This window comes from Sphingobacterium griseoflavum (genome assembly GCF_014653155.1).
GTDB lineage: Bacteria > Bacteroidota > Bacteroidia > Sphingobacteriales > Sphingobacteriaceae > Sphingobacterium > Sphingobacterium griseoflavum.
In genome coordinates, this window is the sequence record NZ_BNAF01000003.1 from 292,206 (window position 1) to 308,958 (window position 16,753).

Below are 16,753 nucleotides of genomic sequence, written 5' to 3' on the forward strand. Positions count from 1 at the left end.
ATTTTTACGTAAACAAAAAATGGATAAGCTAACATCTTTCGAAGAAGAGGAACAAGAAGGTTATATTAAGATCGATCGATATAATGAAAAGCAAGTCCAAGATATTGCCGCGCACTATCCGGCCATCTTGGAATCGTTGGGAGAGAACCCTGCGAGGGAGGGTTTGGTGAAAACCCCGGAGCGGGTGGCAAAGGCCCTTCAGTTTTTGACGCATGGCTACGACATTGATGCGGCCAACGTATTGCGTAGTGCCATGTTCGAAGAAGATTATAGCCAAATGGTTGTAGTAAAAGATATTGAGGTCTATTCGATGTGTGAGCATCATATGCTACCGTTTTTCGGTAAAGCACATATCGCCTACATCCCCAATGGTCATATTGTTGGGTTAAGCAAGATTCCGAGGGTCGTGGATGCCTTTGCAAGACGTTTGCAGGTGCAGGAGAGGCTTACCAATGAAATCAGAGATTGCATTCACGATACGTTAAAGCCTGCCGGTGTGGCGGTCGTGATGGAATGCAAGCATATGTGCATGGCCATGCGCGGGGTACAAAAACAGAATTCCGTAACAACAACTTCTGCTTTCACTGGAGCATTTCAAAATGATGTTACACGGTCAGAGTTTTTGCGGCTGATAACGGCTTCATTAGACTAATTTGTCAGTCCTAAAAAAAGACCTCTGTGGACACGTGAAGCACTTTTTTTGAGCTAATGTCGTGTACATGAGAATTTTAAATTTTGTTAAAGTATTTTGAGAAACCGATGTACTTATTACATTTGTGATTATGCTGGGTAGCGATGGGGCTATGGATGCCTACTTGGAAGAGACGTGTGATGCAGAAAATGCTTTGTTGAAGCGCATACATAGGGAAACCTTTTTACGCGAGACGATGCCGCATATGTTATCCGGCCATTTCCAAGGGAGGGTGTTGGCGATGTTGGCGCAATTGGTTCGCCCGAAGCAGGTTTTGGAAATCGGAACGTTTACCGGCTATGCGACACTCTGCTTGGCGGAAGGCTTGGCAAGCGACGGAACCATTTACACGATAGACGTCAATGAGGAGTTGCAGGAACGCGTTAAGGGGTATTTCGATGCATCCCCTTTTGCGGGCCAAATAAAATACCATATTGGTGATGCGGCCGATGTCATTTCGCAAATTGAAGGTGAATTTGATCTGGTGTTTATTGACGCGGATAAAAAGAACAACCTTTTTTACTATCAAACGTTAATTGATCGTGTTCCACGTGGAGGATTAATTTTAATTGATAATGTGTTGTGGAAGGGAAAGGTGTTGATGGATAATCCAGATGCGCAAACGCAGCGTGTGTTGGAATTAAATAATATTTTGGCAAGTGACGATCGCGTTGAAAAATTAATCTTGCCGATTAGAGATGGGCTTTTTGTATTACGCAAAAAGTGATTGTTGAACTAAAAGCAAATCTATGCAAAAGACAGGTATCGGTAAGTGCATCCTTGTGCTACTGATGTTTGTGTTTACTGTCAAGACGACAATTGCACAAAAATTTTCGCCGAGTAGCTATATCGCTGAGCACAAAAATATCGCACAGCAGCTCATGATCGAGACCGGGGTTCCCGCGTCGGTTATTCTTGCAGTTGCCATTCACGAAAGTGCCTATGGAAACAGCAAGATAGCCCAACACCTAAATAACCACTTTGGTATCAAAGGAAAAAATAGTAGCCGTACCATCCGTTCTGCTTATAAGGGATACAGTTCTGTACGAGAATCCTATCTAGATTTTATCAGTTTCTTGAAGAGAAGGCGATCGACCAGCAGCCTGTTCGATGATTATGGCCAAGAAGACTATAAGAGTTGGGTCAAGGGAATAGGTCGCTCGGGTTATTCTACGACAGGAACTTGGTCAGCGAAAATATTGGCGACGATCAACCGGTACAATTTGGACGAATATGATCAGCAGTCTACGCCACTGCCCGCCGTGCTCGCAGAAAGCACCCATAAGTCCGCCGATGTACTACTAAATGAGATGGAGAAAAACGAATCCGCTCCTACATTTCATGCCGCCCAAACCCATATCGTGCGGAAAGGTGAAACCCTATCATCTGTGGCTAAGCGCTACGATACTTCTATCGAAGCATTAAAAAAACGAAATAACCTCCAATCTTCCAGACTATCCATTGGCCAACGTTTATTGCTTTAAATGAAAAGAAACTGTTTTTTCCCTTTTCTCTTGCTGTTTATGCTCGTTTTTGGCGCCTGTTCTTCTCAAAGGTCTAAAGTGTTACAGTCGCCATCGACTTCTTCAAAACCACGTACAGGCACCTTTGGCTCCATTCCGAACCGTAAGGGAAGCGTTTCGACATCGGGCACAGATTATATTGCGCGCTATAAAGATATTGCTATCGCTGAGATGAATCAGTTCGGCATTCCAGCGAGTATTAAGCTAGCGCAGGCACTGCTTGAGTCGGGCAATGGGAACAGTTATTTGGCGAAAGAGGCGAATAACCATTTCGGCATAAAGTGTGGGGGTATTTGGAGCGGCAGGTCGGTCAGCAGGCCGGATGACAATCCCAACGACTGTTTTCGTGTGTACGATAACCCCGAGCAATCCTTTAAAGACCACAGCCAGTTTTTACTTCGCAAGCGATACGAAAAGCTATTTATGTTGAACAAGGACGACTATCGCGGCTGGGCGAAAGGTTTGAAGGAAGCCGGCTATGCAACAAACCCGCGCTATCCCGATCTGTTGATCGATTTAATCGAACGCTACGAACTGTACCAGTACGATCGTGCGGAGCGCTCCTATGTCGCGAAAGAGCAGCGCGAAGTGAAGGTCGAGGAAATTATCGAAGAAAAAGCCGCCGTAGAGCCTGAAGCAACAACGGAAGAAATAAAAACGGCAGTTGCTATGGTTATCCATGAAGTCAAAGCAACGGATACGCTATTCAGCATTAGCAAACGATATAACGTATCTGTCGAGCAATTGAAGCAGTTGAACGGGCTGGAATCTGACAACCTTTCTATAGGACAGCTTTTGGTCATCACCAAGTAAAAGCATAAAAGGTGTTAAAAAATGAAAACCTAAAAATCTTTCCAGTAGTTTTATAAGCGTGGAAATCATAAAGCATATACTGTTTACTTTCCTCATTTCTTTTTTTTCTTTTTACAGTTACGCACAGATAAAGCCTGTTCAGGGCATCGTTTTTGATAAGGATACGAATCAACGGATTGGAAAGGTGTTTATAAAGAATGAAAAAACGAAAGAGAATACCTTTAATAATTTGAGGGGCGAATTTGACTTGAACGTTGCTTTAGGTGATATGGTCGTCACGACAAAGGAAGGTTTTTTTACAGATACCATCCGATATACAGGGCAGCAGGTACTTATGATTTATCTAAAGCGCTCATCGATTTACATTCCGGAGGTCAATGTCGTAGCTCGCCGATCGCCGGAAGAGGTACTGAAGCAGCGGCAAGAAGACTTTAGCAAGGCCTTTAAGCTGGCTGATCCGGGATCCATATTCAGTGTTGGCCCAACTGGAGCAGGCTTAAGCATAGGATCTATTTACAATATGCTTAGCCGGGAGGGAAAGAACGCAAGAAGACTCACCAGCCTTATTAGACAAGAATATGAAGAAAACGTGATCGATTCGAAATTTACGCCCGATTTAGTATCCAATTTGACCGGGCTTTCGGGACAAAAGCTAAATAATTTTATGCGCAATTACAGACCGACCTATTACTTTGTTTCCGTAGCTTCGCCTTACGAACTTTCCGCCTATATACGCAGCAAGTATGAAATATTTAAATTAAATCCTAACTTGCGCTTTTTACCAACGTTGCCTGACATTAATTTAGAAGTTAATAATTAAGAAGATGATGTTTAACAGAATCAAATTACTTTTAGTAGTTCTTACGCTTTTGGCTAGCCAATGGGGCTTTGCACAAATAGATTTGAAAAGACTTCGTGCAAAACCGGATACCAGCTATGTGGAAGCGCCGAAATCTCCCGTTTCGAATATCAATCAAGTGATTGTGCCGATTCCCAAGTTGGGATTAGAAGTCGACTATTGGAAGCATTGGACGAAGCTAGGGTTGAACCTCAATCAGGCGTATTTTAATAAACACTGGAATACCGGTGGTGTCAACTCCATCGCTATTTTGGGAACCGGATGGCATAAGTCGGAATACAATAAAAATAATCTCAACTTCACAACGGAGTTAGACTTACGTTACGGAAGAATCCAAAATGATTTTTTGGATAGAGAAGCGAACACGCTTTCCAAAAAAAATATTGACCGCATATTTTGGGATAATAAATTCGCCTATAAACTTTCCCAAGCTTGGGCTTTGTACTTTTCCTTTACGTTTGAATCGCAATTTGATGCGGGGAATACGTATGGGCGAGACAGTCTTAATCGGGAATTCATTACCGGAAGAGAATCGAATTTCATGGCACCAGGATATTTCACGGAATCCTTCGGTTTGGAATATAAGCCAGACAATACATTTTCTTTACGTTTAGGTACAGGTACGGCCCGTCAGACTTTAGTCCGTGATGAAGAAGTTACGCGTAGGTTTCCAACTCGGTATGGGATGGAAGAGGGAAAGACATTTAGAAATGACTTAGCCTTCCAGCTTACGGCCAACTTGGATAGAAATCTATCGAAAAACCTGCATTTGAAATCTAGGTACAATATGTTTGCAGATTATACCGATTTGGGTGACCCTGCGCATCGACTAGACGCAGTTTTAACGGCGAAGGTTACCAGTTTGGTGAATGTTTCCTTGACGGGTATCATCGTGTACAACTCGTTGGAGCAGCCGGGCGTCCAAGTGAGTCAGGCACTAGCATTAGGGATTTTATACAGCCTACCTCGATAACATCGCGCAAACTTGAACAAACGGTTACTTTTATTTCCCCTATTGGGGCTGTTTATCGCTTGTAGCACACCTAAGCGTAGGGTGTTGCAGGCAACCAATGCGCCCATTATTCGAACGGATACGCTTAAGATCAGCATAGACTCTACCCTGCTTCCTAGCTTGGGCGAGGCTGCCGTGACCGAGGCGCAGGCCGAAGCTATTCCGCCGATCATGACGACAGAAGATCGCGTGCAGCTGTTGATGCGCGCGGGAATCAACAAAAGTGCCGATTGGACCGAAGCCATACATTACGACATCCGCAAGCCAAACTTCGTCGTTATACACCATACGGCGCAGCACAGCATTAACCAAACCATCCGTACCTTTCAGTTGCAGCATACCAAAGTGTCTGCACACTATGTCATCGGAAAAGATGGGCGTGTTGTCCAGATGCTTAACGACTATCTTCGCTCCTGGCATGCTGGAAAATCCAAATGGGGAAATATCACGGATATGAATTCGGTATCTTTGGGCATCGAGCTTGATAACAATGGTCGAGAGCCCTTTGCGGAAGCCCAGATTCAATCCCTTCTCGTGTTGTTGGATTCCCTGAAAACTAAATATCAAATCCCTTTTACCAACTTTATCGGGCATGCTGATATTGCTCCAACCCGAAAGGATGATCCCAGTTTATTCTTCCCGTGGAAACGACTGGCCGATCGCGGCTTCGGGGTATGGTACGATGAATCCAATCTAGCGGCGCCTCCAGTGACTTTTAATGAGGTGGATGCTTTACGTATTATCGGTTACGATGTAACAAATTTGCGAGCAGCCATTATTGCCTTCAAACGGAAATTTATCGTGACCGATGTAAGCGAAGTGCTGACAGACTATGATAGACGCGTTCTTTTCAATTTATACCGACGGTATTTTTGATTTGAGCAGGGATTGGCCAATTAGTCCCAACAGAATCACCGAAAAGCATCCAACGAGATTTAGCCATAGGTAGGCCATGATATCTGCCTTCCAAATCGCGCATACAAGAATTTCAGACAGTATCGCCGCGATAAAAACAGCTCTGCCCTTGACCCGCTTGATATAGAATGCGACGATGAAGATGCCCAGTATAGTTCCATAAAACAAGGATCCCAAAATATTGACGGCCTCGAGAAGGTTTCCTAGCCGACTGGCATATAATGCAACAGCAAGGCTAATCAATCCCCAACCAAGTGTAAATATCCTAGAGGCGTTTAGGTAGCCCCTATCACTTCCTTTCTTGTTAATGAAACGCTTATAGATGTCGATAACCGTAGTAGATGAGAGCGAATTGATCGCACTGGCCGTTGCACCCATAGAAGCTAAAAAGATGACGGCGATTAAAAGTCCGATTAGACCTGTAGGAAAAACGGAGGTAACGAAAGAAAGAAAGATGTAATTGTTGTCGTTTAGATCCGCCTTTTCATCGTTCGTTTTCAGTACTTGTTCGACTTCTGCACGCAAGGCTTTGTCTTGCTCTCCATACTTTTCCAGATCTCTGCGAACGGCGGTTACCTGGTTTTCGTCTTTTTCCTGCAGCGCGCGAACCAGCTGATTGACTGCTTGCTTCTTTTTATCGGATACGGCCTCATGACGCATGATAATGGCGTCATATGTCTCGCGGTATTCGCTTTGCTGGACCTTATCCACCTCTACCCTATTAAAAAACAAGGGTGCCGTATGGAATTGATAATACGTGAAAACGAGTACGCCAATCAAAAGGATGCAAAATTGCATGGGAATTTTCAACAGGCCGTTCATGAGTAGTCCCAAGCGAGAGTCTCGTACGGACGAACCAGTTAGATATCGGCCAACCTGACTTTGATCGGTGCCGAAATAGGACAGCTGAAGGAAGAATCCGCCGATTAATCCTGTCCATACTGTATATTGGTTATCTAGATCCCAGCTCCAGTCAATAGCATTTGTTTTTCCAGATTTACCGGCGATATGAAGGGCTTCTGTGAATCCAATTTCTGCCGGCAGCAAATGCACCACCATAAATCCTGCGGCCAGAAGGGAGGCGAATATAATCCCCATTTGAAGAAGCTGCGTATAGGAAACAGCCTTAGTACCGCCCCAAACCGTGTATAAGATAACGGCCGAGCCGATGATCAACGTGGTATAGGTAACGTCAAGACTTAATATACTGGATAGAATGATAGCGGGTGCAAATATGGTGATCCCTGTGGATACCCCCCGTTGTATAAGAAATAGCGATGCGGTTAAGATCCGCGTATTGACATCAAATCGCCTTTCTAAAAACTCGTAGGCCGTGTAAACCTTCAACTTGTGAAAAATGGGCACAAAAGTGATGCAAAGAACAATCATGGCTAAAGGTAAGCCGAAATAGAACTGGACGAAACTCATTCCAGAACTGTAGGCCAGTCCGGGGGCAGAAAGAAAAGTAATGGCACTGGCCTGTGTGGCCATAACGGAAAGGCCCACATTATACCAAGGTAGCTGCCGATCGCCAACCAGGTATCCCTCGATATTTTTAATTCCCCTACTCCTATACATCCCATACGCGATGATCAGGAGCAACGTTAGAAAGAGTACAACCCAGTCGACCGTACTCATGAAAAAAATGCAGTAAACCAATACATGCACAAAATGCAGGCGACAAGCCATATACATACCAGTATATAAAACTGTCGCCAGCTTTTTACCCGGGGAGGTAAACCGTTATCGATCACTGGGTTTTTCGGGTAACAATACGCTAATAAAGAAGATAGCGAAGATCAGACCAATAACGGCCCCGGCAATGAAGCCTAAAAATGTCCCGCTAACAACAATAGAAATTAAAGCGCCAAAGATTGTTCCAACCAATAGTATAATGCTTTTTGCATCTATCGTGTCGTTCTTTTCTACGTGATTTTCCATGATGAAATATATATGCTAATTTTCTTTTGCTAACAAATTTACAAATAATCTGGTAGCTCCGGGAACTCCTGCTGGCAATTGTCTAAAAAAAGATAGACCCGTATAGACAAACTTACCTTTTCCCATCTTGTGAATCAATAATGAGCCTTTGTGTGTCGGCTCATTCTCGTCGGCCATCGCCAGTGGTGTACGATAGCTCGAGTCTATATGTTCTGCGAAATATAGGCCTCGTTCTTGCACCCATCCATCAAAATCTGCTTCCGTGATCTTATTTGGAAAATTCAATGCGGGATCGCTATTGTCCGTAAATGCGACGTCCGCATCTTCCTCGGTGACGCGTGCCCTAGAAAGCGTAAACGGCTGGGGCGCAAAATTTTCCTCCTGTAGGCGACTGTTGACATTGTATTGCAGGAGCACAACGCCCCCGTCCCGTGCATAGGTATAGAGGGAAGGCAGCGCTCTCCCGATATTCGGGATGACGTTGAGTGCACGCACCCCAAAGATAATTGCATCGTATTGCGCCAAGAGCGTGCTGTTCAACTTTGCCGCATCGAGCAGATCGACTTGGATACCCAGACTCCGCAAGGATTCCGGAATCAGATCGCCAGCGCCCATAATATAGCCCACACGTTTTATGGGGTTCACCAATGATATCGGCTGCAGCTTTAATGCCAAGTCTGGGAACCATGCCTGCCGCGGGATGTGGTCATATGCAATTTCGCGAATAGCCTTTAGCGGATGTCCTGCGCTGTGAAAGGCTAGCGTATCGCCTTCTTGTGCGGATACATTGGCGATCTGAATGCGCTTGGTGACGGTATTCGCATTTTCCGGAAAATCAAGATCAATTACTTGCGGCCGAATCTCCCAGCCCTCGCTTGCAGCATCAAGTTTGACTTGGATGTAATTTGTTGAGGGTATATTTCTTTGAAATGTGATCTCCACTGTCCGTTCTTCTCCTTTAGGTATCAAGACGACATCTTGCGACAGCGAGGCGCTGACAGGCGGCACGACCTCCAAATACTCTTGCACCTCGCCGCGCACGGGATCCACAAAACGATAGCGAAGAGCTTGCTTTATGGAAACGGGAACTCCGGCGATCAATAGATCGATCGTTACTGAAGGCAGATCGGGACTCATCGGATAGCCGTAATACTCAGGTGCTACGTCAAATTTTCCCAGACTATGAGGCTTTTTCAACCAGTAGGGCTGGGTGATTTCTACCCGATCTACGGTACCCTCAAAGATTGCTACTTCATTTTCGGGCAATTGCTGGTTTATTTCCTGTCCGTTTATTCGTTGGACAACGATTGGAACATTTGGATTACGTGCAATGGCTTCCGTCTTGAATGGAACCGCATGCCCCGCTACAGATCGCGCACTAGCGGTTAGCGATGCGATGCGTATACCACCACATGCCACAAGTAGGTCTTCCAGCTCCTGGGTTTTTCTGGCTTTCCAATAACCATCGGCCAGCTGTTGGACCTTCTTCCATACCGACGCTAGGTCAGGAATCGATTTTTGAGGTGCGCGATCGTCAAAAGAGGCACGCAGGTGGTCGATATCTTTTTGGATAGCGCCACCACCCTCCACCCGATTCCAGGTCAGGTCAATACCGTCGAAGAGGTCGGTTGTCGCTTTTTCGCCCGCAACATATTCAAAGGATTCGATAAACTTACCATCCGACGATGCAGATCCAAATCCTTGGCTTTTATGTTGCGACCTACTTAAAGCGGATATCTCTCCGTAGGATTGGCCCAATAAGGGGTTGAAATGACCGATATCAATCTTCAATTGATTGCTGCTCTCCCCCTGCATGCGCATGAAACTGGCCGTATTCCAAAGCAGGCGCTTGGCTTGCCACACATCTACTTCCTGTAATTGATCAGGAAACTTTGTTGGATCCGCAGCGGCAAGAAAGGCCTCGTGCGCCAAGATGGCCGAAGCTTGATGATGTCCGTGACCACCCCTCTCATCCGGAGGAAAACGGGTTATGATAATATCAGGTTTTAATTTTCTGATCAGCCATACCGCTTCCCGGAGCACCTGATTTTTTTTCCAAAAGCGGAAAGTCTCCTCATAGGTTTTCGAAAAACCAAAGTCATATGCGGAAGAAAAATATTGTTCTCCAGCATCGATCCGTCGTGCTTGTAGTAGTTCTTGCGTGCGTATGAGCCCCAACTCTATACCTTGTTCTGTTCCGATAAGATTTTGACCTCCATCGCCACGTGTCAGCGAAAGATAGGCCGTTCGCACCTTCCGTTCGGAAGCGAGATATGCGATGAGCTTGGTGTTTTCATCATCCGGGTGTGCCGCAAAATAAAGTGCCGAGCCCAATACCGCAAGACGATCTAGCTTCTGAAGGATATCGGCGGATGATACAGAAGCAGGAACTTGTGCTGCAGAAAGTTTAACGAAAAAGCATGCAATAATGATGCGGATATAGTGTCTGCCCATAATTTAAAAATAGAAAATATTTTGTTGCCGCGCATACCTTTTCAGGTAAAAGTTTTGTGAGCGCATAAGACGTAGACGGGTCTTCGTTGCTGCCTATACCCAAAAATAAAGGGACTCCAATCGCCATTAGAATCCCTTTACCAACAATTAAAAATCTTTTTGCCTACAGCTCCAACTCAGCCATTTTGAATTTCGAAAAAACCAACCGTAGTTGTCGACAGTTTTTAAAATAGTAACCTTTAGTATTAGTAAAAATAGTATTATTTACCAGGATATGTTACCACTACGACAAAAAACTTTTCCACATCCACTAAGTTTTGAACAGTATTGCCGTGTAAGACCTGTGGTTATATGTTTTCTAAGAACATAGGTGTAACAAAGTTTTTGGACTATTTATCAATAGCGCCCAAAACACGCTGCATGAAGCCGTTCAATGCTTCTTTTTTTGAGGTTCCTTGTTTGATTAGCTTGTCAACCTCGACGGCTCCATACATGTTGGATATCAGCTCGCCAATAACGTCAAGCTCTTCATCTTTCAGGGAAGGAACTTCGGTAAGCGCCTCCAGCGTTTCTATGGTTTCTAACACAAAATCAACATCATTCTGTTCGATGAATTCGATCAGGTGTTTAATTACTGGTAACTTCATTTAATAAATCTATAAGTCCGTCAATTTTGTTGGTCTGTACTTGGTTTACCAGTTCGCCATTTTTGAATGCAGCGAAGGTTGGCAAATTGTTCACATTGGCTAATTTTCTGGATTCAGGGAACTTCTCTGCGTCAACAATAATAAAGGAAACGCCTTCGTGTTCCGTAGAAAGCTTTTTAAATTTCGGCTTCATGATCCGGCAGTTGCCGCACCAAGATGCGGAAAATTGAACCATTACGGTTTCATTGCTCTTCACAATATCTTGTAAAGAATCGTTATCTAATTCTTGTAGCATGTTTAAAATATATGAGAAGAAAGGAAGGCCGAAAACCCTTCCTTTCTGATAAATAATGTTATTAGTTGGCCGAGAGGTAAGAGGCAACGCCTTCGCGGGTAGCATGCATCGCATCCTTTCCTTCCTCCCAGTTTGCGGGACAAACTTCGCCATGTTGTTGAACATGGGTGTAAGCGTCAATCAGGCGGATATACTCTTTCACGTTACGTCCTAAAGGCATATCGTTGACAGACTCATGAAATACTTTGCCGGTTTCGTCGATCAAATATGTTGCACGGTAAGATACCGCTGATCCTTCTACCAACGTGCCATATTCCGGATGCTCCACTTCTTTCATCTCCAAAATACCCAATACACTGGAAAGGTTACGATTTGTATCGGCAATCAATGGATATTCTACTCCTTCGATACCGCCATTATCTTTTGATGTGTTCAACCAAGCAAAGTGTACCTCTGCCGAATCACAGGACGCACCAACAAGTATGGTATTGCGTTTAGCAAACTCCTCTGCCTGCTCTTGAAATGCATGCAACTCTGTTGGACAAACAAAAGTGAAATCCTTTGGATACCAAAAAAGCAGTACTTTTTTACCTTCTGCTTGTGCTTTTTCAAAAACGTTAAGGGCGATATAGTCACCTAAATAGTCAATGGCATCAACGGTGATGTTCGGGAAATTTTTACCTGTAAAACTCATAAATATATTGTTCTTATTTTTCTGCTGCAAAAATACTCTTTTTTTGGCCTACAACGAATCGAAATTGTTGATCTATTATTGTTAAAATCTATATTTAGGCCAATGATTATATAAATTATGATTATTTAATAAAACCAATAAAAAGGTTATTTTTGTGCGGTTAGCTATTATTGCTGATTGGCCCCGTAGTTCAACGGATAGAATAGATGTTTCCTAAACATTTGATAGCAGTTCGATTCTGCTCGGGGCTACTTAAGGAGACACGAATTATCGGTTGTCTCCTTTTTTATACCAATAAAATTCTCTGAAGCAAACTGTTACTGCCCGGTCATTTATAGTTCAATATGTGTATCAAGATTTTAGCCTATTGTGTAGTATTGCTTGAAAAACCTATTCCTTGATGTTGTTATGGCCTTTTTTCCAAAGTTCGATTTCTCATCAAGGATTCGGCCATTTGATCCTCTTCCGGTTTGTTGTAGTTACATATTAGACATTAAACACGATCTTTGACTATAAAAAGGTATCAACTAGAACAAAAATAGGACAAACGATTGCTTTACAAAGGGCGGTTCCATAGATCGGTTATTTCAGTAAATTAGCCCATTATAATCCTAAAGACATTAACATGACGCATCGGTTCTATCTTTTGTTTCTTTGTTTGCTGGCCACCCTACTGGCTGTTGGACAAACCCCGCCATCGACCCCTTCCATTATTCCCAAGCCCTATGCGATGGAGGTCAAAAATGGTGACTATCGAATCGGAAAAGAAACGACCATCGTTTTGAAGGGCGCTAACGAACGGGATGTGTCGTTGTTTGCGGAGCTTGTAAGGAATGCTACGGGATATGCATTGCCGATAAAGAAGAAGTCGAAACAGAGCAAAATAAGGTTTGAAATCGATGAAGAATTGGACGTAGACAATGAAGAAGGTTACACCTTGGACATCACGGCCACAGAGGTTGTTGTGAAGGCAAAAACGGGCAGAGGAATCTTTTACGGTTCGCAGACATTACGGCAGCTCTGTGTGCCTGCAGTAGAAGCTGGAGAGCAAAGCCTAGCGGAAGGGATTGTGCTGCCGCAACTCGCTATACGCGATTTTCCGCGATTCAGTTGGCGAGGCTATATGCAGGACGTTAGTCGGACGTTTTATGACGTGGAGTTCCTAAAGAAATATATGGATGTATTGGCACTTTATAAAATGAATACACTCCATTTACACCTCACTGACGACCAAGGCTGGAGGCTGGAAATCAAGAAGTACCCCGAACTGACCTCGCCAAAAACCACGGTGTTCGCGGCTATTCATCAGCAACCAGCAACGCGAAGTGGATACTACACGCAAGCACAAATTAAAGAGTTGATCGCCTATGGAGCGGAGAGACACATTACCATCGTTCCTGAAATTGACGTTCCTGGCCATTGTTGGCCCATTATTTTGACGCACCCTGAGTTGGGCACGAATAAAGTTGCTGCACCGGATTACGTATTTCCGTTCAGAGCATCTTGGGGATATTGGGGTTTTCAATTTACGCCCAATCCCTTAGACCCCACCAATGAGAAGGTGTATGATTTCCTTGATAACATATTTGCAGAAGTCGCGCAGCTATTTCCCTCAAAATATATCCATTTTGGCGGTGACGAAGTGGTCCATCGGCTATGGGAGGAGGAGCCGCACGTCCAGGCCTTCATGCGTGAGAAAGGAATGGCTAAAGTGGAGGAATTGCAAAGTTACTTTGTGACTCGCGTGAGCAATATGATTCATAAAAGGGGAAAGCAACCCATCGGTTGGAACGATATCCTGGCAGATGCATCGCAGTTACCGAAATCTACTGCAATCATGTCGTGGTTAGGGGCCGAGGCTGTGAAGCAGGCGGCAAAAAATGGTTTCCATGCTGTTGCGACACCCGCCTATCCGTTATATTTCGATATCACACAGAGGGACCGCCACGACGGAACGATGGCGGATCTCAATTATGGAGGTGCCAACACGATTGAAAACGTGTATGCCTATGATCCTCATGCTGATCTAACACAGGAAGAGAAAAAGTTTGTTTTGGGCATTCAGGCGAATATGTGGCCCGCCGTCCCCCAAGAAGTTAAAGACGTAAACGTGCAGAATTTCCCTCGCTTACTTGCCGTAGCAGAAATCGGTTGGACCAGCGTTGAAAATAAAAATGTAGCAGACTTTCTCCGCCGCCTAGATGCGCATTATGCACGGTTAGACGAATTAAAAATTGATTACTATCAACCCGGGGGTTACATTGTCGGGCAATGGGATCCGTCGCAGGTAGATCCGCAATATCGAACTGCAACATGGGACGTCACGGATCGTGTATATGCCAATGGGGCCGCGCAGGCCGGATTTTTCTACACCAAGGGAAAATCGTACCTGAAAGTCAAAAACGTGAAATTGCTGGAAAATGGGCAGGTAATCGCGGAAGATACACACGAAGCATTGGCAGATAAATTCCGGGGCATTCCATTTAAAAAAGATATGTTTTTCTACAGCTTAGCGGTCAATCACTTTAATGCGGGAGCGACTTATACACTACAGGCAGATATCGCGGGCGACAGCAGCAACGAATCTTGGGGTAATGTCACATTCAATCTATCCCCCTATAAACCCTTCCGGTTTACGGAAAAACCGCGTAATTAAATTAGGTATTACTGGAGAATCGACTTTTAGGTAGTTGGATACTTGAAGAAATCCGCCATGGGTCGCGAAGATTTTCTTTGCGTCCTTTTGACGGGGCGGCAGCCAGCAACCTATGTAATTTGTACTTGAAGTGGGTTCGCTAAACCGTTTTAAATCCTTATTTTAGCTTAAAATTATTTTAAGCATGTTTCCACAACTTAAACCATATATTTTTTTTCTTTTGTTGACTGCGGCGTGTAGAACGCTATCGGCCCAGCAAACTGTCGATCAGGTCAATGTTTTTTTGGGGACCTCTGGCGATCATGGACAGCTGTCTCCCGGGGCCTCCTCCCCCTTTCATCAAATGAACATTGCGCCACAGACCTATCCGAATCTTCATGCGGGTTACGAGCATTACGCAAAGAAAATTGTAGGTTTCACGCACAACCGTTTTGAAGGTGTCGGCTGCATGGGAAGCGGCGGTGTGCTCATGGCACAGCCCTATGTGGGCGAAAACGTTACGGTATTGGAGAAAGTGGCCGAGCGTGCTGGCCCGGGTTTTTATGAAATTGATCTAAAGGAAGGTATCCAAGCACGTTTTGCCGTGCACCAAAACTTAGGAGTCCATCAATACACCTTTGGAAAAGGGAAAAAGGGCATCCGCTTGTTGCTCCACCATGCCTTTAATGGTGCTTTCGTTTCGAATAACTACAAGCGCATGGCAGATGGGACAATCCTTGGGACGGTCCGAGCGAAGACAACGTGCCACGTGGGCGTCTATACCATATACTACGCGATTGACTTACCTGCAGGTGAGGTTGTTCAGGCGGAAAAGGAGATCGATCTCCTTTTGGATGACGATACCGAAGAGGTCTCGCTGAAGATCGCGTTCTCTGCTGTCGATGAGGCGTCAGCTTTGCAAATCTTGCGAAAAAACAGGGCCATCGACTATACCACCCTGAAAAGAAAATCGCAACAGCATTGGGAAGAGCAGCTATCCCATATCCGAGTCGAGGGCGATGCGGATCGCGCGAAGCTATTTTATAGCTTGTTCTATCGCACGTTACAGTCGCCCTATCGCACCTCGGAAGCCGATGGTAGGTATCGCGGCACCGATGGGCAGATCCACCATACCAAAGGACAGCGTTATCACGGATGGGCCATTTGGGACAATTACAAGACGCAGCTTCCGCTGCTTGCCTTAGCATTTCCGGACAAGTATGAGGATATGATATCCGCTATTGCCGACCTGTACAGATATGGGAAGTATGATTTTGCCGGTCCGCATGAGCCGGCGAACTCCGTTCGGACCGAGCATGCTGCTGTTGTGCTGCTCGATGCCCAGCGAAAAGGGTTCCATGTCGATGTCGAAAGCATTCGCGATTCACTGATCCGGGATACCGCTCGGTTTGATTTCAGCAAACCAGATAAATATTTGGAGGCGGCCTACGATATGTGGGCGATGGGACGGTTATTGCCAAGCGAAAAAGCACATTATGATCATCGTGCCCGAAGCTATAGGAAGGTGTGGCAGGACGAATTCCATGATTTGTCGAAACGAGATGTGGATCGTATGTCTGCGCGCAATATGTATCAGGGGACAATACGGCAATACCGATGGAATGTGCCTTACGACCTCGTCGGTCTTACCAAGCTGATAGGCGGTAAAGCAACGTTGTCCAAGCAGTTGGATGATTTTTTTGACCATTACTATTTCAATCGTGCCAACGAGCCCGACATACAGTCGCCCACGCTTTACTATGCAAGCGATAAACCGTGGCGATACCAATCGTTGGTGCAAGAGCTCGCGCTGGATACCGTTGTGCAATATTATTTTAACGATAACAGCCGTGGTATCGATCCGTTTATTGACCGGATCTACAAAAACGAGCCTAAAGCGTTTGTGCGCACGATGGATGATGATGCGGGCGCGATGTCGGGTTGGTTTGTCATGACAGCTCTGGGACTGCAACAACCCTTAGTTGGCGCACCTGTGTATTATCTTAGCGTTCCGCTTTTTCAATCTATCAGCATCGGAAAGGGAAATCACACGTTGAGCATCACCGTTCACCATTTCAAGCCGGAAAACCGATATATACAACGTGTCCGCCTCAATGGCAAAGACCTGAATCGCCTTTGGCTAACCCACGATGAAATTGCAAAAGGCGGTCATCTGGAGATCGATGCGACCGAGCAGCCGAGCGAGTATGGCCAGGATACGATTTGGATTGCAGATCTAGAAAATAAAGACTGATATCCCCTTGTAGGTGGCCA

The 16,753-nt window shown here is 45.0% G+C and carries 15 protein-coding genes and 1 tRNA gene; 10 read left to right on the top strand and 6 right to left on the bottom strand.

Annotation, left to right across the window (positions count from 1 at the left end):
* Positions 1–19 precede the first annotated feature (19 nt).
* The 7 genes from folE (at position 20) to IE165_RS05475 (ending at position 5,774) form a co-directional block, all read left to right on the top strand.
* Positions 20–652 carry a GTP cyclohydrolase I FolE gene (folE, locus tag IE165_RS05445; protein WP_189625582.1) on the top strand — a complete coding sequence of 211 codons (633 nt, stop codon included), beginning with the start codon at positions 20–22 and terminating at the stop codon, positions 650–652.
* Between the two features lie 130 nt (positions 653–782).
* Positions 783–1,418, top strand: a complete 636-nt coding sequence (locus IE165_RS05450; protein WP_189625583.1) for an O-methyltransferase — start codon at positions 783–785, stop codon at positions 1,416–1,418.
* 22 nt (positions 1,419–1,440) lie between these two features.
* A complete protein-coding gene (locus IE165_RS05455) occupies positions 1,441–2,175 on the top strand; it encodes a glucosaminidase domain and LysM peptidoglycan-binding domain-containing protein (protein ID WP_189625584.1) in 735 nt (244 codons plus the stop codon).
* Entirely contained in the window at positions 2,176–3,027 is an 852-nt protein-coding gene (locus tag IE165_RS05460) for a glucosaminidase domain-containing protein (protein WP_189625585.1), read from the top strand.
* Positions 3,028–3,085: 58 nt separating this feature from the next.
* Positions 3,086–3,847, top strand: coding sequence for a protein kinase family protein (locus IE165_RS05465; RefSeq protein WP_189625586.1), 762 nt, complete (start codon positions 3,086–3,088; stop codon positions 3,845–3,847).
* A gap of 4 nt (positions 3,848–3,851) precedes the next feature.
* On the top strand, positions 3,852–4,859 hold the full coding sequence (locus tag IE165_RS05470) for a DUF3078 domain-containing protein (RefSeq protein ID WP_189625587.1): 1,008 nt from the start codon (positions 3,852–3,854) through the stop codon (positions 4,857–4,859).
* A 12-nt stretch (positions 4,860–4,871) separates the two neighbouring features.
* Positions 4,872–5,774, top strand: coding sequence for an N-acetylmuramoyl-L-alanine amidase (locus tag IE165_RS05475; RefSeq protein ID WP_229826363.1), 903 nt, complete (start codon positions 4,872–4,874; stop codon positions 5,772–5,774).
* On the opposite strand, the gene IE165_RS05480 is transcribed toward IE165_RS05475, so the two are convergent.
* The 6 genes from IE165_RS05480 to IE165_RS05505 all read right to left on the bottom strand — a co-directional run bounded on the left by IE165_RS05480 (position 5,754) and on the right by IE165_RS05505 (position 11,844).
* Positions 5,754–7,451, bottom strand: coding sequence for a sodium:solute symporter family protein (locus tag IE165_RS05480; protein WP_189625588.1), 1,698 nt, complete (start codon positions 7,449–7,451; stop codon positions 5,754–5,756). The two genes, IE165_RS05475 and IE165_RS05480, sit on opposite strands and share 21 nt — an antisense overlap.
* A 105-nt stretch (positions 7,452–7,556) precedes the next feature.
* On the bottom strand, positions 7,557–7,754 hold the full coding sequence (locus IE165_RS05485) for a hypothetical protein (protein WP_189625589.1): 198 nt from the start codon (positions 7,752–7,754) through the stop codon (positions 7,557–7,559).
* 15 nt (positions 7,755–7,769) lie between these two features.
* Complete coding sequence (locus tag IE165_RS05490) at positions 7,770–10,208, bottom strand: PIG-L family deacetylase (protein WP_189625590.1); 2,439 nt, start codon at positions 10,206–10,208, stop codon at positions 7,770–7,772.
* Positions 10,209–10,597: 389 nt separating this feature from the next.
* Complete coding sequence (locus IE165_RS05495; protein WP_189625591.1) at positions 10,598–10,855, bottom strand: DUF6952 family protein; 258 nt, start codon at positions 10,853–10,855, stop codon at positions 10,598–10,600.
* Positions 10,836–11,150: a thioredoxin family protein gene (locus IE165_RS05500; RefSeq protein WP_189625592.1), complete on the bottom strand. Its 315-nt coding sequence runs from the start codon at positions 11,148–11,150 to the stop codon at positions 10,836–10,838. Before IE165_RS05500 ends, IE165_RS05495 begins: the two co-directional genes overlap by 20 nt.
* Before the next feature lie 61 nt (positions 11,151–11,211).
* Positions 11,212–11,844 carry a peroxiredoxin gene (locus IE165_RS05505; RefSeq protein ID WP_189625593.1) on the bottom strand — a complete coding sequence of 211 codons (633 nt, stop codon included), beginning with the start codon at positions 11,842–11,844 and terminating at the stop codon, positions 11,212–11,214.
* 179 nt (positions 11,845–12,023) lie between these two features.
* Between IE165_RS05505 and IE165_RS05510 the strand changes: the two genes are divergently transcribed.
* The 3 genes from IE165_RS05510 (at position 12,024) to IE165_RS05520 (ending at position 16,733) form a co-directional block, all read left to right on the top strand.
* Positions 12,024–12,095, top strand: a tRNA-Arg gene (locus IE165_RS05510).
* A 374-nt stretch (positions 12,096–12,469) separates the two neighbouring features.
* Positions 12,470–14,500 carry a beta-N-acetylhexosaminidase gene (locus IE165_RS05515; RefSeq protein ID WP_189625594.1) on the top strand — a complete coding sequence of 677 codons (2,031 nt, stop codon included), beginning with the start codon at positions 12,470–12,472 and terminating at the stop codon, positions 14,498–14,500.
* Positions 14,501–14,684: 184 nt separating this feature from the next.
* Positions 14,685–16,733 carry a glycoside hydrolase domain-containing protein gene (locus IE165_RS05520; protein WP_189625595.1) on the top strand — a complete coding sequence of 683 codons (2,049 nt, stop codon included), beginning with the start codon at positions 14,685–14,687 and terminating at the stop codon, positions 16,731–16,733.
* Positions 16,734–16,753: the final 20 nt, after the last annotated feature.